Origin of the sequence: Chitinophaga sancti, from assembly GCF_034087045.1 — a bacterium.
Lineage (GTDB): Bacteria > Bacteroidota > Bacteroidia > Chitinophagales > Chitinophagaceae > Chitinophaga > Chitinophaga sancti_B.
Genome location: NZ_CP139247.1, coordinates 7,451,861 through 7,476,565 on the forward strand (window position 1 = coordinate 7,451,861; position 24,705 = coordinate 7,476,565).

The 24,705-nt window shown below is 40.4% G+C and carries 20 protein-coding genes; 11 read left to right on the plus strand and 9 right to left on the minus strand.

The features are described from left to right. Nucleotides 1-6: 6 nt before the first annotated feature. The gene (locus SIO70_RS29785; RefSeq protein ID WP_320577055.1) at nt 7-1,743 is read right to left on the minus strand and encodes an APC family permease; all 1,737 of its coding nucleotides are present in this window, start codon (nt 1,741-1,743) and stop codon (nt 7-9) included. 144 nt (nt 1,744-1,887) lie between these two features. Here SIO70_RS29785 and nhaA point away from each other — a divergent pair, with 144 nt between their 5' ends. From nhaA to SIO70_RS29800, 3 genes are read left to right on the plus strand one after another with little or no spacing between them, the layout of a single operon-like run. Then, a complete protein-coding gene (gene nhaA, locus SIO70_RS29790) occupies nt 1,888-3,207 on the plus strand; it encodes a Na+/H+ antiporter NhaA (protein ID WP_320577057.1) in 1,320 nt (439 codons plus the stop codon). 43 nt (nt 3,208-3,250) lie between these two features. After that, nucleotides 3,251-4,579, plus strand: a complete 1,329-nt coding sequence (locus SIO70_RS29795) for a TIGR00341 family protein (protein WP_320577058.1) — start codon at nt 3,251-3,253, stop codon at nt 4,577-4,579. A 30-nt stretch (nt 4,580-4,609) separates the two neighbouring features. After that, the gene (locus tag SIO70_RS29800; RefSeq protein WP_320577060.1) at nt 4,610-6,499 is read left to right on the plus strand and encodes a mechanosensitive ion channel family protein; all 1,890 of its coding nucleotides are present in this window, start codon (nt 4,610-4,612) and stop codon (nt 6,497-6,499) included. Between the two features lie 204 nt (nt 6,500-6,703). Here SIO70_RS29800 and SIO70_RS29805 read toward each other — a convergent pair whose 3' ends face one another. Continuing rightward, complete coding sequence (locus SIO70_RS29805; protein ID WP_320577061.1) at nt 6,704-7,591, minus strand: winged helix-turn-helix domain-containing protein; 888 nt, start codon at nt 7,589-7,591, stop codon at nt 6,704-6,706. 103 nt (nt 7,592-7,694) lie between these two features. Between SIO70_RS29805 and SIO70_RS29810 the strand changes: the two genes are divergently transcribed. The 5 genes from SIO70_RS29810 to SIO70_RS29830 all read left to right on the plus strand — a co-directional run bounded on the left by SIO70_RS29810 (nt 7,695) and on the right by SIO70_RS29830 (nt 15,244). After that, nucleotides 7,695-8,312: a hypothetical protein gene (locus tag SIO70_RS29810; RefSeq protein WP_320577062.1), complete on the plus strand. Its 618-nt coding sequence runs from the start codon at nt 7,695-7,697 to the stop codon at nt 8,310-8,312. Nucleotides 8,313-8,524: 212 nt separating this feature from the next. Continuing rightward, entirely contained in the window at nt 8,525-9,148 is a 624-nt protein-coding gene (locus tag SIO70_RS29815) for a DUF2975 domain-containing protein (RefSeq protein ID WP_320577063.1), read from the plus strand. Nucleotides 9,149-9,150: 2 nt separating this feature from the next. Next, nucleotides 9,151-9,354, plus strand: coding sequence for a helix-turn-helix transcriptional regulator (locus SIO70_RS29820; protein ID WP_320577064.1), 204 nt, complete (start codon nt 9,151-9,153; stop codon nt 9,352-9,354). Nucleotides 9,355-9,590: 236 nt separating this feature from the next. Continuing rightward, complete coding sequence (locus SIO70_RS29825) at nt 9,591-14,339, plus strand: tandem-95 repeat protein (protein WP_320577066.1); 4,749 nt, start codon at nt 9,591-9,593, stop codon at nt 14,337-14,339. Between the two features lie 5 nt (nt 14,340-14,344). Next, a complete protein-coding gene (locus SIO70_RS29830; RefSeq protein ID WP_320577067.1) occupies nt 14,345-15,244 on the plus strand; it encodes a PorP/SprF family type IX secretion system membrane protein in 900 nt (299 codons plus the stop codon). Between the two features lie 255 nt (nt 15,245-15,499). Here SIO70_RS29830 and SIO70_RS29835 read toward each other — a convergent pair whose 3' ends face one another. The 4 genes from SIO70_RS29835 to SIO70_RS29850 are packed head-to-tail and all read right to left on the minus strand — an operon-like array spanning nt 15,500 to nt 18,998. After that, nucleotides 15,500-16,276, minus strand: a complete 777-nt coding sequence (locus SIO70_RS29835) for a lycopene cyclase domain-containing protein (protein WP_320577068.1) — start codon at nt 16,274-16,276, stop codon at nt 15,500-15,502. Continuing rightward, a complete protein-coding gene (locus SIO70_RS29840) occupies nt 16,209-16,673 on the minus strand; it encodes a sterol desaturase family protein (protein WP_320577069.1) in 465 nt (154 codons plus the stop codon). The genes SIO70_RS29835 and SIO70_RS29840 overlap by 68 nt, the downstream gene beginning before the upstream one ends. Continuing rightward, nucleotides 16,670-17,509: a phytoene/squalene synthase family protein gene (locus SIO70_RS29845; RefSeq protein WP_320577070.1), complete on the minus strand. Its 840-nt coding sequence runs from the start codon at nt 17,507-17,509 to the stop codon at nt 16,670-16,672. The genes SIO70_RS29840 and SIO70_RS29845 overlap by 4 nt, the downstream gene beginning before the upstream one ends. After that, nucleotides 17,493-18,998, minus strand: coding sequence for a phytoene desaturase family protein (locus SIO70_RS29850; RefSeq protein WP_320577072.1), 1,506 nt, complete (start codon nt 18,996-18,998; stop codon nt 17,493-17,495). Before SIO70_RS29850 ends, SIO70_RS29845 begins: the two co-directional genes overlap by 17 nt. Nucleotides 18,999-19,113: 115 nt before the next feature. Here SIO70_RS29850 and SIO70_RS29855 point away from each other — a divergent pair, with 115 nt between their 5' ends. Both SIO70_RS29855 and SIO70_RS29860 read left to right on the plus strand, forming a co-directional pair. Continuing rightward, entirely contained in the window at nt 19,114-19,986 is an 873-nt protein-coding gene (locus tag SIO70_RS29855; RefSeq protein WP_320577074.1) for a MerR family transcriptional regulator, read from the plus strand. Nucleotides 19,987-20,245: 259 nt separating this feature from the next. Next, on the plus strand, nt 20,246-20,752 hold the full coding sequence (locus SIO70_RS29860; protein WP_320577076.1) for a YkgJ family cysteine cluster protein: 507 nt from the start codon (nt 20,246-20,248) through the stop codon (nt 20,750-20,752). 64 nt (nt 20,753-20,816) lie between these two features. Here the strand turns inward: SIO70_RS29860 and SIO70_RS29865 are convergent, their stop codons facing one another. After that, on the minus strand, nt 20,817-21,065 hold the full coding sequence (locus tag SIO70_RS29865; RefSeq protein WP_320577078.1) for a hypothetical protein: 249 nt from the start codon (nt 21,063-21,065) through the stop codon (nt 20,817-20,819). A 30-nt stretch (nt 21,066-21,095) separates the two neighbouring features. Beyond that, entirely contained in the window at nt 21,096-22,385 is a 1,290-nt protein-coding gene (locus SIO70_RS29870) for a hypothetical protein (RefSeq protein ID WP_320577080.1), read from the minus strand. 57 nt (nt 22,386-22,442) lie between these two features. Here SIO70_RS29870 and SIO70_RS29875 point away from each other — a divergent pair, with 57 nt between their 5' ends. Further along, nucleotides 22,443-22,802, plus strand: coding sequence for an iron chaperone (locus SIO70_RS29875; protein ID WP_320577082.1), 360 nt, complete (start codon nt 22,443-22,445; stop codon nt 22,800-22,802). A gap of 18 nt (nt 22,803-22,820) precedes the next feature. On the opposite strand, the gene SIO70_RS29880 is transcribed toward SIO70_RS29875, so the two are convergent. Further along, entirely contained in the window at nt 22,821-24,641 is a 1,821-nt protein-coding gene (locus SIO70_RS29880; RefSeq protein ID WP_320577084.1) for a beta-N-acetylhexosaminidase, read from the minus strand. Nucleotides 24,642-24,705: the final 64 nt, after the last annotated feature.

Consider the following 24,705-nt stretch of genomic DNA (forward strand, 5'->3'; position numbering starts at 1 on the left):
TTAAAATTAGATAATCAGGCGCACTCCTCCAAGATCTGAAACCCGATGAGAAAAACGGTCACTAGGTGAACTTATAAACATAAAGTTTATTGGAATATTCCATTCTTTACTTAGCTTTTCAATCATTTCAGGACAAAATGTACCATGTACCTGTACATATTCTATTTTGATATCTGGATATGCCCGATCCAATACTTCCAGATCGCTTAGAAAATGATCCGATATTCTAATGCTTTCATTTAATACAGTAACTATTTTAAGTTTCCTTGTAATTTCATTCTCCTGCACATAGATCATTACTTTATTCAATATTGAAATGTCGTCCCCTTTAGTAAAGTAAATAAATTCCTGCTCCTGCAATTTCTTCAATGTTCGGGAAAGATGGAATCTGCTTATAGCTGCTGCATTTTTTAATTTTATAAAAAACTTATCCACTACAACTAGCATGTACTTCAGAATTTCATTCCTATTTAAGAGTAGAAATATAATTATGATGGAAGGCAGGAAATACTGCAGGAAGACGATAAGGTAACCTGCATGCAAAGATATATTACCATAAAGGGCAGCAGCTACTGCGCAAATAGCGATAGCAACAGAAAAGGTGCTTGCCTTTTCATGTCTGGGCAACCGGCTTCTTTTAATTTTTAGCAGGAAATTTCCAAATCCAAAATAGATCATTACCAGTAGGAACGAAATAGTATAAACACCTGCAAGAGGGCCTAGCGCCCCATGAGTAATAAACAGTACTGACAAACAAAGTAAATAAAATAGAATCAATATTCTTGGAGTACTACCATTTCTATTTTCTTTCAGCAGAAATTGTGGTAAAATACGGTCAAGTGTCATTCTTTTTATCAATCCATTGACACCAACATATGAAGTAAGGAGCGCTCCGCTTAATACCAGTACAGCGTCAATTGAAATGAATATTTGAAGCCAGTGCCCACCTGTATTATTTCCCAGGTAAGAGAGCAAGGCTTCTTCATGACTTATAACATCCGAAATCGGGAGAACCATTATTGCCGTAAGTGCCATCAGCGGATTAATAATAGTAACCGCTACCCACATATTTCTCAGGGTTTTTCTGAATACTCCGTTTTTTTGTTCTTCTACAAAGTTAGCAGAACTTTCAAAACCAGAAATCCCAAGCATTGCAGTACTAAATCCTAAAAACAAAGCAACCCCAAAGCCACCATTCATTGGTGTATGAAAATTAAGTTTTGCAATATTCAGCCCGTGATAAGTAACATACCATATGCCACTAATGATAAGCGTTAACATGGCCAATATATGCAATACAAAAATGATAATCGCAACAACCGAGGATTCACTTATACCTGACATCACCAATAGCAGAAATACGGTGATCAGTAAGGTAGTTGCTAAAATAACATTAACGGACGGGAAAATACCATGCAGGTAATGCATAGCTTCACTTGCAGATATTACCGCGGTCGTCATATAAGATAGTATAGTAAGGCATGCTGCAATGGATGCATTACTTTTACTGGTAGTATTTAGCAGAACATTATAAGCTCCCCCGTTTAATGGAAGTGCACCTACCACTTCACTATATATTTTACGGAAGAGAAACAATACTCCTGCCACAATAAGTAATGCCAGCCAGGCATATTGTCCCGCATAGATAATAGTAAGAGCAGATACATACAGGCATGACGAAGTAATATCATTTCCACAAATTGCTGTAGCGGCGAGTTCACTTAATTTTTTAGGATGTTTCATACAGGTATTTCTTTAGCCTTTAGACAGCCATGATTCTAAATTAACACAATAATGCCGGAAAAATAGTGTATCCCTTATTTTCGGGCCGATTTAAGATGTTTGAGTATCTTTAATCTGATGTTTTCATATAACACAATAAAATATATGGCTAAATCTCCTATTGAACAACTACTTCAACCTGTTAACAGATTTATACATCAGGAATTTACAGGTGGAATTATTCTTTTTGTAAGCGTATTGTTAGCTATTGTCTGGGCAAATTCTCCATGGCAGGAATCTTATCATAATCTGTGGGATACAAAATTCGCCGTTAGCTTTGCAGGAAAAGAACTTGACCAACCGCTTCATGTCTGGATAAATGATGGTTTAATGGCTATATTCTTTTTTGTAATTGGACTGGAACTAAAAAGGGAATTTATGGCCGGCGAACTTTCATCTATGAAGAAAGCATCTCTTCCTATGATGGCTGCTTTGGGAGGAATGTTAGTTCCTGCAATTATTTATTACTCAATTAATAAAGGCCTTCCATCTGAAAACGGCTGGGGAATACCTATGGCTACTGATATAGCCTTTGCACTTGGTCTTTTATCTCTTGCCGGAAAACATATTCCGGTATCTGTCAAGGTATTTCTTTCTGCGCTTGCTGTGGCTGATGATCTGGGGGCTGTTCTGATAATAGCGTTCTTCTATACAGCACAAATAGCCGTAGCTCCATTAGTTATTTCCGGTATATTGCTCTTATTACTAGGAGCAGGCAATTTTCTTGGTATTCGTAATACCCTGTTTTATCTTATTGTAGGCATAGCTATATGGGGAGGATTTCTTTTCTCTGGCGTTCATGCAACTATTGCAGGCGTACTCGTTGCATTTATGATACCTGCAAGAACAAAAATAGATGAGAACGAATACCTGGATAAAATAAATAAACATTCAGAAGAGTTTAAATTATCTATTCCTCAGAATGGATCTCTTATTACAACGGAACAACATCAAACTATTGAGAAAATAAAACAATTATGCCTTGATGCGGAAACCCCTCTGCAAAAGATTGAATATGCGTTACATCCATGGGTAGCATTTATAATTATGCCGCTGTTTGCATTGGCTAATGCAGGCATGCATATCGGTAGTAATTTCTTTTCTTCTCTCATGAATCCAGTCAGTATGGGTGTAGCCGCAGGTCTCCTTATAGGTAAATTTATAGGTGTACTTACTTTTACCTGGTTGATGATCCACTTTAAATTAGCTGAATTACCTAACCAGGGAACCTGGAAACATATATCCGGCATCGCAATGCTGGCTGGGGTAGGCTTCACCATGTCTCTTTTTGTTACAGGTCTTGCCTTTAATGATGAGATAATGATTGACCATTCTAAATATGGCATTCTCCTGGCCTCAATAATAGCAGGCATTGCCGGAATTGTTATATTAAGGAAAGGTCAGGTCCACGAAAAACAAATGTAAACCGGTTACGTATATATTACCAGAGAATGCTTATAACAAGAATATGACAGAACTGAGGTTTATAAGAATATTAAAAGTTACGATTCGCAGAAGGTTTAATCTCCATCTGGATAAAGCAAATGAGGATGACGTTGTGCTCACTATTAAGAAAAATTCTGATTTTATCGGTGCTAATTTATGGACGCTGATATTTGCCATTTTCATGGCATCGATAGGCCTTAATGTTAATTCCACTGCTGTCATTATAGGAGCGATGCTTATATCTCCGCTAATGGGTCCAATAATGGGAATTGGTCTTGGCATCGGAACGAATGATTTTCAGTTAGTAAAAAAGGGGAGTCGTAATTTACTGCTTGCTACCTTCATTGCTATCTCCACTTCTACCTTTTATTTCTGGATAACACCCTTACATGATGCACAAAGTGAGTTGCTTGCCAGGACGACCCCATCATTATGGGATGTTTTTATTGCTTTCCTTGGTGGTCTTGCAGGTATTGTAGCAGGGACAAGAAAGGAAAAAAGTAATGTTATTCCCGGGGTAGCCATTGCAACAGCATTGATGCCCCCATTATGTACCGCAGGGTTCGGATTGGCTTCAGGAAACCTTTATTATTTTTTAGGCGCACTATACCTGTATTTTATTAATAGTGTATTTATTTGCATAAGTACATTTTTAATAGTCCGGTTTCTAAAATTCAAAAAAATCCACTTTGAGGATAAAGGATATGAGAAAAAAGTATCCCGGTATATTCTTCTCACTATCATCATTACGATATTACCAAGTATTTTTATGGCATACCGTATTGTAGATAAAAGTATCTTTGAGAATAACGCAAGGTCCTTTCTAAGGGAAGAATTCAATTTTAAAAACACACAGATTGTAAATAGATCGTTCCTTTATAATCCCAAAGGAAATGAGATTGACCTGTTACTTATAGGAAGAGATCTTAGCCCCGAAACAATCGACTCCATAAAAGGGAAAATGAAAAAATATCATCTTAAAAACACTAAACTTTCAGTGAGACAAGGCTTGAATGCCAAACAGGAAATTGATTTCACCCAAATTAAAGCCAGTATTCTTGAAGATGTCTTTAAAAGAGATTCCGCTATAAAAGAAAAAGTTACTGTATCATCTTATTCAGAAAAGCAATTGCCCGATATCCGTGAAGAATTAAAATCATTATATCCTGAGATAAAATATTATACTTTATCTAATGTGGTTTTTCACAGTATGGATTCCCTCAGGAATGATACCCTCACACTTGTTATAGCAAAATTTGTTAAACCTATCAGGAAGATAGATGCGAATAAGTTGCAGAATTGGCTCAAACAAAGATTAGAAGCAGATTCCATAAAGTTAATAGTTCAGTAATATTTGTTCATAAAAGGTCATTCAGTTATTATGTACAGCAAAAAATCATTCGTCATATTTGCGATAGTATGCCTTTTTTCAATGATTGCTTTTTCTCAAAGCAAATTGACGAAAGACAGCATGTATGCTGATTCTTTACATGAGGAAACTGAGCAATTATTGATACAGAGCCGGCAACAAAAGCTAATAGATTCATTACTAAAAAGTCAATTGCAAAAAGATCTTTTATCTGCAGCAAATGATAAACAAAAAACAAAAGAACTTGAAGATAAAATAAGTCGAATGGCTATTCAGGATTCCATTCAAAAAGCAGCACAATATAAGAGACTAAGTGAACTAAAAAAACGAGCCACCCGTTTTGCGGTAGCCCCCTTTTCTGATACTTTATTCTATATCTACACCAAAATAGGATCATTTAGCCCCCAGGAGAGGGCTGTAGCCATTAATCAAAGAATAATACAATTATATGAAGATCCATTTTTCCAGTCAGATTCTTTGAAAATAAGCGAATCAGATGACAGTTATGATATTTTATATAATAATGAGAAGCTTGTACTATCTATCACCAGTCTTGATGCTCTTTGGTTAAATAAAGGGCAGAAGCTGCTGGCGAATGAATACCTGGACATAATTAAAAAATCAATTATTGCTGAAAAAAAGGCAAACAGCTTCGATACATGGCTCAAACATTTCGCACTTGTCCTGATCATTATTGCAGGGTTAGCTATTCTGATATTTCTAATCAATAAGATTTTCAAGCATCTCACAAATTTATTAAATCAAAAGAAGGACCGGTATTTAAAAGGATTGACCTTCCGGAAAATAAAAATACTGAGTGCCGAACAACTTCAACAGGTTGCTATAAAAATTAAGAATATACTTAGGGTTGCTGTTATTATACTATCAATATATCTTTCACTTCCACTGTTATTTAATATTTTCCCCGAAACTAAAACCTGGACAGGGAAATTACTGGAATGGATATTCACCCCTACTAAATCTGCACTAAATGGAATCATGCACTTCCTGCCTAATTTGTTTACTATACTGGTTATATATTTCCTTTTCAGATATGCTATAAAAGTGTTGAAATATTTTGTAGATGAAATTGATAAGGGTAATATTACCATTAGCGGTTTTCATGCCGATTGGGCACAAACGACCTTCAACATTACTAAATTCATGCTGTATGCATTCATGTTAGTTCTTATCTTTCCATATTTACCTGGATCTGGATCTGCCGCATTTCGGGGCGTCTCTGTCTTCGTAGGTGTGATTTTTTCGCTTGGATCATCCAGTGCTATCTCAAATATGGTTGCAGGTTTAGTGATTACTTACATGCGTCCATTTAAAATAGGTGACCGTATAACAATCGGGGAAATAACAGGAGATGTAATTGAAAAAACGATGCTGGTTACAAGAATCAGAACTATCAAAAATGAAGATGTAACTTTACCCAACTCTGCTGTTTTATCGGGTAATACGATTAACTACTCCAATAACACCAAACCTGAGGATAAAGGGTTAATTCTGCATACTACCGTTACTATTGGATACGATGTACCATGGCAAGAGGTTCACCAGGCGCTGATAAAAGCAGCATTAAGAACTGACATGATCCTCAGTGACCCCACTCCTTTTGTGTTGCAAACCGGGCTTGACGACTTTTACGTTTCTTATCAGATAAATGGATATTCTAAAGAGGCAAACAAACAAGCCAATATATATTCTGATTTACATAAAAATATACAGGATTGCTGTAATGAAGCAGGGATAGAAATATTATCTCCTCATTATCGTCAATTGCGGGATGGTAATATGACAACTATTCCAAAGGACTATTTAGACAAGAACTATGAAGTGCCCGAATTTAATATCAAAATTAAAAATGATCAATCTGATAATGGTTCTCCCAGCTAAATGAAGCTTGTCAATGCCAACTAAAGATGCAATTGCAGCAGTATAGAGGAATGTGTCAAACATATTGCAGCAGCGGAATTGGTCAGGTGAAAAATCTGAAGGCCTTTTTGTATTTGGGAAGTTTAAGATGGAATCCGGAGGTCATGTCATAAAAGATTTAGACGGTAACGGGTCTGGGGCGGCGAATCCCTCTTTCCCCGCATCTTAAGCGCTAATCTCAAGCTTATATCCTTTGCCGCGTACAACAGCAATTTTGATATTCGGATCCAATTCCAGTTTTTTTCTAAGTTTTGATATGAACATATCCAGGCTACGCCCTACAATAACACCTTCATCCTCCCATATCTCTTTTTGCAGCCGGCTTCTCTCTATTGTCTGGTTAGGAGACAAGGCAAAAATAAGCAGCAGACGTGCTTCAGTTCCAGTCAGGTCTATAGTTTTCTCATTTATTGTCAATTGCCGGTTCTTCGCATCGAACAACACCGAGCCCAAAGTTAACATGTCTGGATTTTGAGCCACAGGCACGGTGCTTCTCGGTTTAACCGATCTAACAAAAACAAAACCAACAAACGCCAAAACCGACAGGCTGCCCAGAAGATATCCATTTGCCGTATTTATTCCTGTCGGTTTAAATTTAAAGTTGACCATGTAACATCCTTTGGGTTGCACCCTCCCTCTACAAGCTACAATATCATCCTTTTTATTGTTGGATATAGCGTATCCATAGGCTACACTGGAGTTGCCACAGTTCAGAACGTTAACTACATAATCACTTGCGAGAGGGTCTTTGGCCAACAAACGCCGGGTAGTATTCACCAGCGAGTCCGGTTGAAAAGTAAACTCATTCTCAAACCTGATCTGGTACTCATTTTCCGCGATCTTTATTACCGGGAGCACCCTTGATTTACTGTCGCCCGACTGGGTGAGTAGCTCATCTCCTATCTTCCGAAGCAAAACTTCTCTCCTGGCGAGATCAAAATCGTCACTGCCGGTCATAATGAATGCCGCGCAAATCACAGAGATAAGCGAGAGTAATATCACTCCCCACAGGTACCTGCGCCTCCCGGAAAGTAAATTTCGGCCATAAAACATACCATTTACAATTTATTTACAAAGGTTACATTTTTATTTACAATGCAAGTTCGTCAGGCTGAAACATATCAAAGTATTTTTGTTGCATCAAATTTAAATGGATATGAAAAATCTAAAAAATGCCTTAAACGAATCTGATTTATCAGCAGATAGATCTATGTTGATTAAACCTACAAAAAATATGAAAAAAGTCATTTATGCGCTGATCTTACTGCTGGTTGTAGTAAGCGGACTGGTATTTGCTAATCGCGAAATTAAAAATGAAACTTCTAAAAGGCCAACCCCAAAATCCCTCTCAGCTGCTGAAAGGGAATCCGAACTGAAGAAATGGGAGGCTACCCCTGAGGGTGTAAAGTTCAAAAAATGGGAAGCGTCTCCCGCAGGTAAAAATGTGTATGCCGGTGCTGCTAAAATAAAGAAACATATAATCAATTTTACAAATATGGAGGCTATTATAACCTCTCTTTCTCTTCCGCCAGGATCAAGATTAGGTTTCGGTGTGATGGCCAGGATTAATGGTGTCGATTACATTGTAACATTTGATCCGGAAAAGTCTCAACTTGAACAATTGCATAGCCTGAAAGTTAACGACAAGATAATTATAAGAAGCCATTACGTATCGTACGCACCCAAGTATTTATACCCAATAGTATCGGGTGAATATGCAGAACGAGATAGTAAAGTAATTTTTAAACGTGTCCCTCGCAAAGGTGGCTGCTGATCAAATAAATTATGAAATACGTATGGTATGCCTTATGCCTGGTAACTGTATTGTACTCTTTTTGCAGAGGGCCAAACAAGAATTTTACCCCCCGGATCATGGCCTCGAACATGCCTCCATTTTATTTATCTCAGTAAATATTTATTGCTACTCAATAAATTTATTTTGAGAAGTAATAAATTATAATTTCCTTTGTTGGAAATTACCACCTCATGAAACCTACATACATTATCGCTACTTTTAAAGTGCTTACCACTATAGGCTTTTATTTTCTCTTAATTATAACAACAGTCTTCCTATTCTTCTCATTGATGAATGCAACCGGCAGTAAATCATTTAATACGCCAATGTTCAAAAACAACAATTACAAGGTGATGTCCTTTAGTGAAAGCAAAGGCAAGACTGAAATCCAATATTCAGCTGACAAACAGCTGCGTTACCAGTTACTGCAAAATGAATACTATGTGCAGATCAATCCATCTACCCCATTTGGATATTATACAATGCTCATTACTTTCATTCACCTGTTACTAGGTATCTTTACCCTCTGGACGTTCAGAAAGATCCTAAAAGAAATCCAGCTGAAAGCTCCATTCGCCGGAAAGATTGTACCACTTTTAAAATATGTGGCGGCTGTATTTATAACGGCTGATTTAATAAATGTGATAAATTATATCATTTTCAATCAATATCTGCATCAACAAATGCCGACAATGGGATTTAAGTTGGTTTCAGAGATAGGTAGTGGATTTATCATTGGTTCAATTACATGGATAATTGTGGCAATTTTTCAACGCGGAGTAGAATTACAAACAGAAAACAACTTAACTGTATAATTATGCCGATTATAATAAACTTAGACGTAATGCTGGCCCGGCGCAAAATGTCTCTGACAGAACTAAGTGAAAAAGTCGGCATTACTATGTCAAATCTTTCCATTTTAAAAACAGGTAAGGCAAAAGCGATCAGACTGGAAACGCTTGACGCGCTATGCAGGGTATTGAATTGCCAGCCAGGAGATCTTTTGGATTACACAGAATGATGTCACCATAAGATCCTGAATTTATTATTGTCCCATTTTTTCTTCTAAATTTTAGAAACACCGGGTATTTAAATGTTATATTTGCTCCACCTATAGCGCTAAATCTGACTAAAAAATCGCTATAAACTAGAGACACAACACAAATTCTGAAATATTTTAACCACAACAATATTTGATACCCTTAGTAAGCATGCCAGCTACGCTGCCTGCCATCTGTTTTCTTTATACCAATATTTATGAATAAAAAAGCTACCCTTACATTCCTTATTCTATTTTTATTGATATTGGCGCCCAAAGGGTATGCGATTACCCCTCCGGCAATTGCTAACCTGGATGGCGACGCAGTATCTTTTACTGTAGCAGGAGCCCCCGTTCTGCTGGATGCAGGCAGCAATGCAAATGTTACAGCCGGAACCGCGAATAACTTTACCGATGGAATGTTGACTGTTTCTATTACCAACAGTACGAGATTCAGTGAAGATGAAATCAGTATCAAAACTACCGGACAAATTACTGTCAACGCAAACCTGGTCTATTATGCAGGCACCCAAATCGCCGCATATTCGGGTGGCAAATCAGGCAGGAACATGAAAATCCGGTTTAACAGCAATGCCACAGCCACGGCTATTGATGCATTATTGCAGAGTATTACCTACTATGACAATTACAGCTACTGGCCCTCTACGGACACACGTATCATTCAGTTTATTTTAAGTGATGGGAATGGTGGTATAAGTACTCCTGCTAACATTACGGTATCGTTTATCAATATTAACCACACCCCAATAGCTAATGATGAATATTATGTTGGCGCTATGGATCAGGTCATCTCTAAAACCGCCCCAGGTCTCAAAGCGAATGATTACGATATTGATGGCGATGCCACTACATTTAGTCCTGTCGGTCTACCACTGCATGGTAGCTTATCTCTCAGCAACTCTGGTAGTTTTTCATTTACACCTGACGCTGGTTATATAGGATTAGACAGTTTTACATATAAGTTGTGTGATCCTGCCGGCGCCTGTTCCGGTGCAGCGAAAGCACTCTTCTTTATAGGAGGCGCTAACGTTACGCCCTCCCCAGCCAATGATAATTACACTGTCAACCAGGATGTAGCGCTATATGTAAGCAAAACTACTGGGGTGTTAAGTAACGACAATGATCCTAATAGCGGATCAAGCCGCATTTTCAATCAGGCATCGCTGGTTACGGCACCCGCTCACGGCATCCTCAGACTGGCTGTTGATGGTAGTTTTGACTATTATCCCAATAAGGGATTTAGTGGCACAGATCAATTTGTATATAGTAACTGCGATGCGCAGGGTGCATGTGCAAACGCTACCTGTACCATCACAATAAACAGCGTTAATACACCTCCTTATGCAGTAGATGATGTTTATACAGGGGATGATAATACCGCGATTACCGGCAATGTATTATCGAATGATACTGATAATGAGGGAAATGCACTAACTGCTTCTCTTATATTCGCGGCCGCAAACGGTACTGTTATTTTTAATGCAGACGGTTCATTTACCTATACGCCCTTTAATCCGTTCGGCGGTATAGATAAATTGCAATACCAGGTCTGTGATAATGGCATACCTTCTAATTGTGATACCGCAGAATTGATATTTGTAATTAAAAGCGTGAATGCTACGCCTGTAATTACGACTACAACCCAGGCTGCTGGACAGGAAGATATACCTACAGCTATCAATAGTTTCTATTTTTCAGATCCAGATGCCGACAGCAATGCGGTTACAGTAATATTGTCAGTTAATTCCGCCGTTGGTACATTGTCAGCGAACCCTGCTCCCGGAATTACGATCGTTCCATCAGCGAATGATTCCGTCATTATTAAAGGAATTATTGCTGATATCAATACCTATATTTCAAGCGATAGCGTAAAATTTACAGGTGCTCTTAATACATACGGTAACGTAGTGCTGACTATTACAATCAACGATGGTGGATTTACCGGCGAAGATCCGGGTACTTCAGGAGATGCAGGCAGTGAGGAAAGTACCAAAACAATTTCTTTCAATATTACAGCGGTCAATGATTCACCCGTAATTACCGTACCTGCTGCCAAAACAGTAGCCCTGAACACTAATCTTGTTATCAGTAATGAAGTGTCTGTGTCCGACGTGGATGCAGGATCAAATTCCGTACAGGTAACAATGACTGTCACCCACGGTGTGATCTCGTTATCGTCTACAGCCGGACTGGTATTTTTGATTGGCTCAGGCACCGCCGATGCTACGAACACATTCTCTGGTACACTTACAGATATCAACAACGCTTTAAGCACAATTATATACACTCCAACAGGTAATTATACAGGTACCGCTACCTTACAGATCACAGTTAATGACCAGGGTAATTCAGGTAGCGGTGGATCAAAAACGGATACCAAAACAATTGATATTGCAGTCGGACCATTAAAACCATTCATCATCAACGTCACTTCAACTAACCTGGATCAGGTATATAAAACAGGGGATATCATTACCGTGAAAGTTGTATTTAACGAGGAAGTAATTGTAACCGGCACGCCGGTGTTAATTTTGGAAACCGGTACTGTCGATCAAAATGCCGTTTATGCTGCAGGTACAGGCACAGATACGCTGCAATTCACTTATACTGTACAAAGCGGCGACCTGTCTGCCGACCTGGATTATACTTCAATGAATGCATTAAGCGGTGGTACAATTAAGAATAATACCAGCAGTAAAGATGCATTGTTAGACCTGCCAGCACCGGGCGCCACAGGTTCATTATCTGCTAATAAAAATCTTCAGATAGATGGTATAGCACCCGTAGTCACTGCGGTTACTTTACCCTCTGACAGCACCTATAAAACAGGAGATGAACTGAAATTTGTAGTCAATTTCAGTGAAGCAATAACGCTCACTGGTGCCGCTTCATATTTGCCCATACAGGTTGGGGCCAATACTGTAAATGCCACCTTCCTGTCATCCACTTCCACAAGTGTGACTTACCACTATACCATACTGGCAGGACAACAGGATACTGATGGAATAGGAATAGGACAATTACAATTGAGCACTACTACAATCACAGACATTGCTGGCAACAATACCGTACTTACATTTACTCCTGGCAATACCACGGGTATACTTGTAGATGCAGTGGCTCCTTCAATAAATAACTTAACCGTTACGCCAGGATACTATAAAGAAGGTACAAACATTGATCTTACCGTTACCTGGCAGGAAAGTGTGCTCGTAACAGGTACGCCACGTATCAGTCTACTGATAGGAAGCACATCCGGGTATGCTACCTATATAAGCGGTTCCGGTACTAACACACTCACATTCCGTTACACCGTGCAGGCTGGAGATAATGATACTGATGGAATCGGGATCGGAACAGTGATTGCTATGGGCACTATCAAAGATGCTGCTGGTAACGCTGCGGATCTTACTATTAATTACGCGACTACGCCGGGAATTGTATATGTGGATACCAAAGCACCTGCCGTAGTAAACGTAACGGGTCCTGCCGATGGCACTTATCATGCCGGACAAATACTTAGCTTCAACGTAAATGTAGATGAGACTATAACAGTAGACCCTACAGGCGTAACTCTGCCCGTGACGATCGGCACCATGCAGGTAAATGCGACACTCGTAAGCAGTAGCGCTACCCAACTGGTATTCAATTACACGGTAGTCAACGGTGATTCCGACAATGATGGCATTGCTGTAACAGGCCCCCTAAGCGTTCCTGCAGGTAAGATCACCGACCTGGCAGGCAACGAATTGCTCCCTGCACTCAACAACGTCGCCTCATTGAATGCTGTGCTGGTAGATGCTTCAGCTCCTATTGTGACTGCCGGCCAATCTTTCAGCTTGTTTGAAAACAGCAACAGTAGTACGATCATTGGTACTATAGTGGCAACAGACAATAGCAGTACCTTGAAAAACTGGCAGATCACACAAAATGCAGATACAGACAATGATAATGTGCCCGCATTTGCTATCGATGCCACAACCGGACAATTAACTGTAAACGATGCTGACGAATTCAATTTCGAAAAAACTGCTCAGTTCAATATCGCTGTAACTGTCAGCGATGGATATAATACAAGCGCTGCAGGCATAGTCAGCATCTTCCTGAAAGATGTGAACGAAACGCCGACAGTAGGCACAGTGACGGATCAGACAATCTGCGCAGGTGGTGAGCAGGTTGTTACGGTCACCGGCATCTCTGCAGGACCAGAGATCGCTCAAACCACCACACTTACTGTTTCGGCAGACAAAGATGCATTCACCACACAGACTGTCACAGACAACGGTGATGGGACTGCAACATTGCGCTATGAGCTGAAAGCGGATGTGACAGAAAACGCTACTGTTACATTAACCGTGAAAGATAACGGGGGGACTGCCAATGGCGGTGTTGATGAAATCAGTACACAATTTACTGTAAACGTATCCGTTCCTCCTGTTCTCAGCATCAGCAGCGATCAGGGTACTACCGTGTCAAAGGGTGCTACCATCTATCTCACTGCCACAGGAGCTGCAACCTATACCTGGGAGGATGCTGATAACATTCTTGGCGGACAAAACACCGCTACTTTAAATGTTCGCCCACAGGCAACGGCTACCTATACTGTAAATGGAGTAACAGCCGGAGGTTGTACCGCCCAGGGATCTATCGTTATCACAGTAACAGATGATTATAAACTGGATGCTACAAACCTGCTGACACCAAATGGCGACGGTATTAACGATAAATGGGTGATCCGGAATATTGACAGTTATCCTGATAATGAGGTGAAAATATATGACCGCACAGGCCGGTTGATATATCACAAAAAAGGATATCAGAATGAATGGGACGCTACAATTAATGGATCTCCGCTGGCCGAAGGTACTTACTACTACATTGTAACGTTCCCTTCAGGACATCATACATTTAAAGGATTCATCACTATTGTTCGCGATCAGAAATAAATAAAATGAAAAAATTCTATACCCTTATACTCTTAATTTGTAGCTCACAGACATTACAGGCGCAATCTGCTGGCAACGCTGTTTCGAATTTTGAACCACCGGAATCACAGTACTTTTTTAATCAATACCTGGCTAATCCGGCAATGGCCGGACTGGATTCAGGCATTCATATCAATGCTTCCTACAGACGTCCGTGGGATGCTATACCTGGTGCGCCCATTACACAAACTTTTACTGCCGATGCGAACCTGAAGAACAGGGTCGGTGCCGGATTGAATATTTTCAACGATAAGTCTGGCTTATTGCAGCGTACCAAGGTAGGGCTTACTTATGCATATCACCTGCCATTGGGCATGCATGCACAGGCGTTACATTTCGGATTATCACTGGCGCTGGACATACAGCGTCTTGATACCAAAAGCGTAGATGGAGAGACAAATGACCCGTCGCTGGGTCGTTTTAACAGGCGGGATAATTACTTTGAAAGTGATTTTGGGGTGGCTTATACTGATCAGCACTTAACAGTTCAGGCAGCCTTGCCGAACCTGATATCGACGTTTAAAAACGATAACCGGGATGTTTCCGGACTTGCCACTTACTATACCGCAGTCTCTTACAAATTCTATACGGGTACGGAGATTTCTAAAGTGGAACCTAAAATCGCCTACCGGGGTGTAAATGGCGCTGACAATATTATTGACGCAGGAGTAAATATTGGTTTGCTGGATGACTGGGCCAATGTATCAGGAATGTATCATAGCAGTGGAAGCGTAAGCGCAGGAGCAGGATTTAATTACCAATCACTTTTTTCCGTGCAGGTGATATACATCACCCAGACTACGGGCTATAGTACTATTATGGGAAATAGTTTCGAGATCAACCTGCGCGTGAATATCGCGAAATAGATACAGCTGATCAGGAATATAGGGGCATATGTTGAAAGACATATGCCCCTATATTATTTATACCCATTTAGAGTGGGTCATACAGACTTTATTATAAGTTGACAAAGTGAACCGAATATAATGAAGGCTAAATTTATTTTATAACCTGGGGATTATTATAGGAGAAAGATATCTGCTCTTTTCAATTAGATCAAAACAGTATGCAGGCAATTCAGGAATCACTTTCCTGTTCTGATCGATCATATCTGCACGACATTATATGGTTGAGCGGCAGGCATTTTTTTTCGCAACAGTAACTGCAAAATATTCATATAGTGCTACCTGTGAGCCTATCATTAATAAACCATAAAAAATATCTTCTACTGGTATTGTCAGTATTCTTAATCCGATTATTTCATTGTTGTTATACCATACTATAGGTTCCGCAATCCAACTGCCTGTGAGAAGCCCATTAACGATTACAAACGGTATTAACATGATTCCATAGCAAAGATAAAAATTCCCTATCCAATGTCTTTTCCTGCTATACCAGATGAAAATTGTCAGCAGCAGAAAAGTAGTAGCCGGGTATTTATAATGCGAAAAGAAAATTGTTATGCTTATGCCACCTATCATCATTATCCATGAAATAAAGGCCGAAATACGCTGTGATAGCTTAAAACCTGGCCAAAGCGTTTTAAGACAATGATAGGAAAATATACAGGCATACGGTATGCATAGAAAGAAAAAAACTTCCTCTGCTGGCAGTGAGAAAATGTGTAATCCCGTTATATATGCATCATTGAATCCCCAAACATGAATGCTGGTAAAATAGATATCCCAGCATATAAAAATACCGCCTGACAAAAACAGTGCGGGAAATAATATGGGCCATTTTTTATAAAATTGCAGCCGGGGATGGAATGTTGCAAGTAATGGAACCAATATCGCCCCCAGGTCAATTGCCAGGTATGTATAATGCATCTTATCTGTTTTTTGCCACCTCTTTAAGATAACGGACAGGAAAGAGCAACATCCCAAAGCATTCTCCATGATGCTTGCCCAGGTGCTTGTGATGTATTTTATGAGCACGTCTGAGTGCTTTAAAATAAGGATGATCACTACTTCTCAGCCATTTGAATCGCTGATGAACGAAAACGTCATGTACCAGGAAGTAGGTAAATCCATATAGTGTAATACCTGAAGCCAGCGCAATGAGGTAAAAATTCTGATGTACTGTACCAAGCAGAAATAAAGCGATCCCAGGCATTGCAAAAATCAGGAAGAAAAAATCGTTCTTTTCCAGAAATTGTCCTTCCGGTTTTCGATGGTGATCTTTGTGTAAAAACCAAAGGGGGCCATGCATAATGAATTTGTGTGTAAACCAGGCAACACCTTCCATTGTAACAAAGCTTCCCAGCAATAGGATAATGAATATTACCAATCTCATAGTTGGATCTGATTAATTGGAAACAGTAATGTTTGCAGCATGATACCTAATTTATGGCGATTAGGTACCCTGATTCTTTCTGTCAAAATCCGATGGGGCGGCAGGTTCCGGATTTTATTGAAGAGCACCTGGTAGTAGGCATATGCCAGGTAAACTCCCTTCCTGGAACTTAGCGGTAATTGCATTATTCCAGGCAAAGCTTCCCTGAAATCTGATGCTATTTCAGATTCTATCGCAGATTTATCTCCGGATGTAAAGTTGTTTAAATTCACAAATGGAAAGTAGTGTCTGCCCAGTTCCTGGCTATCAGCTTTTATATCCCTCAGAAAATTAACTTTCTGAAATGCTGCGCCAAGTTTCATAGCGGAGGGTAACAGCTTTTCGTATAATGCTACGTCGCCATTTGTAAAAACTTTCAGACACATCAGTCCTACTACCTCAGCCGAACCCAGAATATATTGTTCATAGATACTATGGGTGTAATAAAGCTGGTGGAGGTCCATTTCCATACTATCCAGAAATGTATCCACCAGCTGCTGTTCTATATTAAAGTCATGATAAACTTTTTGAAAGCTATTTAAAATCGGGTTGAGGCTGATTTTATCCCTGATAGCCTTATAAGTTTCCTCTTTGAAATGGCAAAGCAGATCTGCTTTATCATACTCATGAAATGAATCCACTATTTCATCAGCAAAGCGAACAAACCCGTAAATGGCATATATAGGTGCATGAAAACTTTTATCCAGCAATTTGATACCCAAAGAAAAAGAGGTACTATATTCCTTAGTAGTCAATTTGCTACAGGCAGCACTAACTTTATCAAATAAAGTCTTCATGGGTAAAGATTTTTTGATTTGAAATATGATTAGCAACCAGTTCTCCGGAAAGGATGGCGGGAGGTACGCCAGGGCCAGGAACTGTCAGTTGCCCTGTAAAAAATAAATTATTGATCTTTTTATGGCGGATAGATGGCTTTAGAAAGGCTGTTTGTTTTAATGTATTTGCCAATCCATAAGCATTCCCTTTGAATGCATGATAATCTGTTATGAAATCGCTGCAGGCATAGCTTTTAGAGAAAATTATATCCTGTTCAAAATTATCGCCACAGAAAGTAGCAGTCTCCTTTAGTACCAGTTTGAGGTAATGGTCGCGTATGATAGGGGTATCTTCAAGTCCTGGTGCAACGGGAATCAGGAAAAAGAGATTTTCCATTCCCTCAGGTGCCACTGTAGTATCTGTTTTTGAAGGACAACAAAGATAGAATAGTGGATGGCTTGGCCATGCGGGTTTGTTATAGATGGCCTCAGCATGTGCCTGAAGATCATTTTCGAAGAAAAGGTTATGATGAAGCAAGCCTGGAATTTTACGTTTTACACCTACATAATAAATGAGGCAAGAGGGAGCCATTGTGCGTTTATCCCAATAACCGGCTGAGTAATTGCTCATTGCAGGAGGAAGCATTTTCTGATCTGTATGGTGGTAATCTGCTCCGGATATGACTATGTCCGCGTTCAAAAAACCATTGCTGGTATTTGCGCCGGTTACTTGATTATTAATAACAGAAAGGCTGTCTACTTCTGTATTCAACAATATTTTTACCCCGTATTCTTCGGCAAGGGAGGTAAATGCCTGTGCCAGACGAACCATACCACCCATGGGATACCATGTACCCAGTTTCATATCCGCATAGTTCATCATGCTGTACATAGCCGGTATTTTTTTGGCAGTAGCGCCAAGAAAGAGAACAGGGAATTCTATGATCCTGCGTAATTTCTGGTGTTTAAAGTAACGGCTCGCATGACTACTGAAAGAGCGTAACATGCGCATTTTAAATACAGATTTTAATACTTCAGTATTGCATAGCTCTCTAAAATGAAGTCCGGGTTTGTTCACATACGTCTTCATTGCAGTATGATATTTGTACCCGGCATCCACCATAAATTTATCTAACTGTCTGCCTGCACCTTTTTCGATATTTTCAAAAAGATCACGCATACTGGCAAATGAAGCCGGGAGTGCCACAAATTCATCTTTCCCGAATATCACCTGGTAGGAAGGGTCGAGCCTTACCAATGATAAGTAATCACTGATAGATCGGCCATGCCGTTTAAAAAAACCTTCAGCAACATCTGGCATCCAATACCAGCTTGGCCCCATATCAAAAGTGAATCCAGCACTTGTAAAAGCCCTTGCTCGTCCCCCTGTCGTACTATGTTTTTCAACAATTGTTACATGATAACCCTGGCTAGCCATCGTGATGGCGGCAGATAAACCGGCAAATCCGGCTCCAATTACCAGTACTTTATTATGCTTGTTTTGTTTCATGTTTTCCCAAAACTCTTAAACAAATATACTGTTTAAGTTTAGGAAACAAAAATTAAACAGAGTTTTTTGACTAAATACAATACATGTGCTATCTTGGATGGCGAAACTGGAAGCAATGACATCTGACATGTATTCAATAAAGGACCTTGAGCTATTATCAGGCATCAAGGCACATACAATCAGAATCTGGGAAAAAAGATATGGAATCATTAATCCTGGAAGAACAGACACAAACATCCGGTTTTATACCAATGAGGATCTTAGAAAACTGCTGAATATCAGTCTTCTAAATCAGCATGGGTACAAAATATCTGCTATCAGCAACATGTCTGAAAAAGAAATTGGGGAAAAAATAGCAGCTGTTTCTATTGTAAGTCAGACGGATACCTATCTCGAAAGCCTATTACTGAGCCTCATTGAAATGGATGAGCTGCGATTTAATAAAACTTTTACCGCTATTGTAATTAGCCATGGATTTGAAAAGTCGTTTATAAAATATATTTTCCCATTCTTCCAACGGATAGGCATTATGTGGCAGATAGGAGCGATCAACCCTGCCCAGGAACATTTCCTTTCCAACCTCATTAGAAATAAAATCATAGCTGCTACTGAAACAGTTACTCAGCCCCCGGACCCAACCCTGGGTACCGCACTACTTTTTCTGCCGGAGAATGAACTGCATGAAATTGGCCTGTTATTCTACAATTACGCACTGAGGGCAAGGGGATTCAAGACTTTTTACCTTGGACAGTCTGTTCCATACGACGGGCTGGATCGTGTAATTGCTATCTGTAAGCCGTCATTTATTATTACCAGCCTTACTAACCCGCTTTCCAATGAAGACACGTTGTTATATTGCCAGAATTTGTGCGCTTTAGCCCCGGAAGTAAACATTTACTTTACCGGCCCCATGCCTGAAAATATACATGATAAACTGCCAAAAAATGCCTTGCTGGTCAATGACCTGATTGCCCTAATGAAAATTTAACGGATAAGCAGTAGCTTTTGTTTAACTTTTTAACAAATTTACAAAACAAACTTGCCTTAAAAGGTCTGCCCTTTTTTGTGATTGCTTTTCTTTCGAAATCACTTTTTTTGTGCTAAAGCTTGTCCTTAAGATATTCCTGGTTGTTAAAATTTAAATCTTCCAAATTCCGATGCCCCGGCCCTCGTCCGCTTTCCGGGGAGACTACCGCTACACGCGACTGCTAACCAGCAAACTTTAAAAATTTACCTACCTTCGCAGCTTGAAACTAACTACCACACTCACAGAAATTGCACGCGCTGCTGAAGAAAAGGAAGCTGAAAATCTCGCATTCAGATCCTACCTGCAATCGCAAAACTCAGATGACATAGATGAGCTTGTACAGGAACTGGATACCCTCATCACCCCACAAATAGACTGCACCTCCTGTGGTAATTGCTGCCGTAACCTTATGATCAATGTTACGGAAGATGAAGTCACCGCATTAGCCACACATCTCAATACCACCAATACCGAACTCAAGGAAAAATATATCGAAACCGGCTCCAGCAATGACATGATGATCATCAACACCATCCCCTGTCATTTTCTGCACGAAAGCCGCTGCACTATTTACGAACACCGCTTTGCCGGCTGCCGTGAATTTCCAGCATTACACCTGCCAAAGTTTAATAAACGCCTCTTCACCACTTTCACTCATTACAGCACATGTCTGATTATTTACAATGTAGTAGAAGAAATGAAGAAAAGAGTATCATTTCATGTATAATGTAGTAGTAGAAAAGATCCTCCATCATTTCATGTGTAATTGTAAATACTAACAATCTAACCCTTCACCTGTGAATACCCTCACTACCACTCACCAATGCAAAATTATACCGATAGATACCATGATTCTTTACCGTTACCGCCAACTCCCCATTGGCCAAAGCAATGGCACCCAACCCAACTTTGGCATCGGCCGGCAATCCACTGGAAGTATTCTTCCAGGTAACACCATGATCTGTGGAAATGAAAATTATTCCGGGGTCATTTACCCCCTGAAACAGGGAAAACAGACAAACAAACAATATGTATTTCATGAGGGATCATTTTCTCCAATTTAAGCTATTTTAAAATGCCTCATTCAACCCCAAAAAGAACCCCTTCGCCCCAAACTTCCCCCAGGCATAATCCAGGCACAAATTCGTTCTCGTCAGCTTATTAAACAACACCCGCAAACCCGCACCACCACCCGGTTGCCACACCTGAAACAACTTTGTACCAGATGCATCATTCGCCGTCTGCATATGAAAGAACGCCACCCCACTCAGGAACTTATTTCTTAATATCGGAAACCGATACTCTACCTCTGAATAGTTATATTGCCTCCCTTTAAAATACCCTACCGTATACCCCCTCCCACTTCTAAACGAGGGATCCTTGCTCGTACCCGGCAATTCCAGGTAAGGAATATTCCCTGCTATCAAATAAGATCCCCAGTTCCAGAATGCCACCACATGCTCCGGATTCCGCTGCGACAAACTAAAGTATTTTCTAAAATCAGATGTAAACTGCAACGCATTCCGCGTACTCGCCAGCCAGGTTTGATTCAACCTGAAACCCGCATCTATATACATCCCTTTATATGCCCGGTTCTGGTTATCCCGCGTGGTATACTGTACATTGAACAATAACCCGTTTGCCATATAGTGATCCCTGTGAAACCCATGCCTGTCACTATAAATATCATAAGGCGTATTCCCTGAGGTATCCGTTTCGGTGAGCTTTCTCCTGATATCAAATGATACCCCCGCCCCTAAAAACAAATGTGGCACCACCTCCTTATACACCTTCTCCCTGAAGTTATAAAACTGTGCATGCAGTCCCCGCGCCTTTCTCTCAGGATTTGCCAGCTGTTTATCCGTGGCACTACCCGCCGGATCTATTCCTATACCCAAACCATAATCAGGTGTCACCGTTTTTGCAGCTACCAGGTTCCCCTGAAAATTCCATTTATTCCCCGGTGTGTAGATATTATGACTGATGTAAAAATATATGATCCCCTTGGTGGTAATTGATGCTGAAGTGGCACCTACTGATAATAACGTATTCGAATCATTGCCCAGCTTCCTGCCTGCTACCGCCTTGATCCCTATCTGTGACCCAATACTGGGATTGGAGGCGATATTCGGAACGATGATGATACCCGAAGGTTTCTTATTCGGATCCCTGTGCACATGAAAAATATCCCTGACAAGATCGGTAAAGTCAAATTGCGTTTCCAGCCTTTCAACGACTACAGGATTATTCAAATGAACACGCGAAGAATCAACCTTCAGCGTATCGGCAGCCGGTACAGGTACCTGGCCAAATGCACTGGTACAGCAACCTGCCAAAATGAACAGAAACAGGCCCTTCAATAAAACGGTTTTGTAGAGAGGTAACATTAAATTAGCGGAAACAAATTTTAAACCAACATGACAACCTACATGACCGTCACCGACTATATCACTTCGTTTCCCGCTGACATCCAGGCCCTGCTACAACAGGTACGGCAAACCATACAGCAGGCTGCCCCTGATGCTACAGAAACTATAAAATATGCCATACCTACTTTTGTACTAAATGGCAATCTGGTGCATTATGCGGCATTTAAGCACCACATTGGGTTCTACCCTGCCCCAACAGGCATCAGGGCATTTGAAAAGGAATTAGCGCCTTATAAACAGGGAAAGGGATCGATCCAGTTTCCCTTTGATCAACCCCTTCCCCTGGATCTTATTACTAAAATTGTTATTTACCGTGTAAAACAGAATGCCGAAAAAAAGAAGAAATAGCTTCCCCTTTAAAATTACTTACCCCTTTTTCAATTCAGCTACAGGTATGGAAATTATCCTGCCTACCGGCCTGCCTTTTTTAAAGCTCACAACCCTTAGCATTACCGCATCTTCCGGCAGCACAAAAGGCCCCTTGTATAATAAAGACTTTATATCCGGGAATGAATTATCCACACTATAATGCATTTCCAATCCATCTATTTCAGGAATAAACGTACACACACCTGACTGCAGGGTTACATCCGGCTCATACATACAAGGTGCATAATTAACCGTATCCCTCTCTAATAACTTCATATGCTGCTCTACCTTTTCGACAAAGCGCGGCCAGTCTTTCTTTGATGCCGGACTCCACAAACTCTCCGCCACCGCCAATCCACGTGGCCAGGTCATATATTCTACCTTGCTGAAATCGAAGATCTGCTCTGTCCACAAATTTGCCTGCCCACCTAAAACGTAGGCTGGATCTACACCAGCAGGTACCGGGTTGAATGCATACACCTTCTTCAATCGCAGGTTTTCATACACCTTTGATTCCATGTATTTATTTCCCTGCACATAGTCAATGTACACATAGTTGTTCGGGGTCATCACTACCTGGTGTTTCAAACGGGCGGCCTCTATTCCCCCCTTCTCGCCTCTCCAGCTCATAATGGTAGCATTTGGTGCCACTCCACCTTCCAGGATCTCATCCCACCCTATCAGTTTCTTACCTTTGGATGCAACAATCGCTTCTACTTTCTTTTCAAAATAAGCCTGCACCTCTTCATAGTTCTTCAGTTTTTCCTTCTGCATCAGCGCAGTCACATTCGGATCTTTCTGCCAATAGTTCTTCGCACATTCATCACCACCTACATGTATGTATCCAAAGGGAAATAATCCCGCCACTTCTCCAAAAACCTTATCCAAAAACTTATATACCTCTGGTTTGGCTGGATTGAGGGTATTATCATACCGGGCTACTATACCATGATCCGTCCAATCCATAAAACCCTTTTCACCGGAATACACCTTGTAATTCACTGCATCCTTTGTACCTGACAACTCCGGGTAGGCCACTACCGCAGCCATAGAGTGACCAGGAATATCTATTTCAGGAAGGATATCCACATACTGCGCCTTTGCATATTGTACTATGTCTTTGATATCCTGCTGGGTATAAAATCCACCATAGTTATACTTTGCATCTTTTTCAGGTGCTGAAAACTCACCGTAATAACCATACTTTTCCACACACCATGCACCTACTTCTGTCAACCTGGGATAACTCTTTATTTCTATACGCCACCCACCATCATCTGTCAGGTGCCAATGCAGCACATTAAATTTATAAGCTGCTATTTCATCAATATACCGCATCACTTCTGCCTTTGTAAAGAAGTGCCTGGATACATCCAGCATCATGCCTCTCCACCCTACCAAAGGATAATCCCTGATTGTCAGGTAAGGCACCTCCGGCGTTACCAGCAACTGCCGCACAGTCTGTAACCCATAAAACAATCCATTCTCTTTATTTGCAGTAATATGAATCCCCTCCTTATCAATTTCAAGGAGGTAGCCTTCTGCACCAATACCACTATCTTCTTTTTTCAACAGGGCCAGGGAAATCCTAGTCGTATTCAAACCTGTTATATTCTTCCTGCAATCCGCTTCCAGCTGTGCCTTCGCTAATGATAAGGAAGCACTCTTAACATCCGTCGTCCAGCTGATGTCGTGCCCCAATGCCAAACTGCCACTATGGACTTGCATAGATACAGGCTCAGGAATAATATTCGGTTGTTGTGCATGACTATTTATGTTGCAAAACATTGCCAACATCATAGCGGTAAGTAATCTCATACGTGAACTCTTTATTCCCGATAAAATAAGAAACTATTTCCTATTATCTTATATTTGTTTTGGA

Excerpts from the sequence above, each read along its gene's own strand:
- SIO70_RS29785 (WP_320577055.1), bottom strand. The coding sequence starts at position 1,743 with ATGAAACATCCTAAAAAATTAAGTGAACTCGCCGCTACAGCAATTTGT.
- nhaA (WP_320577057.1), top strand. The coding sequence starts at position 1,888 with ATGGCTAAATCTCCTATTGAACAACTACTTCAACCTGTTAACAGATTT.
- SIO70_RS29795 (WP_320577058.1), top strand. The coding sequence starts at position 3,251 with ATGACAGAACTGAGGTTTATAAGAATATTAAAAGTTACGATTCGCAGA.
- SIO70_RS29800 (WP_320577060.1), top strand. The coding sequence starts at position 4,610 with ATGTACAGCAAAAAATCATTCGTCATATTTGCGATAGTATGCCTTTTT.
- SIO70_RS29805 (WP_320577061.1), bottom strand. The coding sequence starts at position 7,591 with ATGTTTTATGGCCGAAATTTACTTTCCGGGAGGCGCAGGTACCTGTGG.
- SIO70_RS29810 (WP_320577062.1), top strand. The coding sequence starts at position 7,695 with ATGAAAAATCTAAAAAATGCCTTAAACGAATCTGATTTATCAGCAGAT.
- SIO70_RS29815 (WP_320577063.1), top strand. The coding sequence starts at position 8,525 with ATGAAACCTACATACATTATCGCTACTTTTAAAGTGCTTACCACTATA.
- SIO70_RS29820 (WP_320577064.1), top strand. The coding sequence starts at position 9,151 with ATGCCGATTATAATAAACTTAGACGTAATGCTGGCCCGGCGCAAAATG.
- SIO70_RS29825 (WP_320577066.1), top strand. The coding sequence starts at position 9,591 with ATGAATAAAAAAGCTACCCTTACATTCCTTATTCTATTTTTATTGATA.
- SIO70_RS29830 (WP_320577067.1), top strand. The coding sequence starts at position 14,345 with ATGAAAAAATTCTATACCCTTATACTCTTAATTTGTAGCTCACAGACA.
- SIO70_RS29835 (WP_320577068.1), bottom strand. The coding sequence starts at position 16,276 with ATGGAGAATGCTTTGGGATGTTGCTCTTTCCTGTCCGTTATCTTAAAG.
- SIO70_RS29840 (WP_320577069.1), bottom strand. The coding sequence starts at position 16,673 with ATGAGATTGGTAATATTCATTATCCTATTGCTGGGAAGCTTTGTTACA.
- SIO70_RS29845 (WP_320577070.1), bottom strand. The coding sequence starts at position 17,509 with ATGAAGACTTTATTTGATAAAGTTAGTGCTGCCTGTAGCAAATTGACT.
- SIO70_RS29850 (WP_320577072.1), bottom strand. The coding sequence starts at position 18,998 with ATGAAACAAAACAAGCATAATAAAGTACTGGTAATTGGAGCCGGATTT.
- SIO70_RS29855 (WP_320577074.1), top strand. The coding sequence starts at position 19,114 with ATGACATCTGACATGTATTCAATAAAGGACCTTGAGCTATTATCAGGC.
- SIO70_RS29865 (WP_320577078.1), bottom strand. The coding sequence starts at position 21,065 with ATGAAATACATATTGTTTGTTTGTCTGTTTTCCCTGTTTCAGGGGGTA.
- SIO70_RS29875 (WP_320577082.1), top strand. The coding sequence starts at position 22,443 with ATGACAACCTACATGACCGTCACCGACTATATCACTTCGTTTCCCGCT.
- SIO70_RS29880 (WP_320577084.1), bottom strand. The coding sequence starts at position 24,641 with ATGAGATTACTTACCGCTATGATGTTGGCAATGTTTTGCAACATAAAT.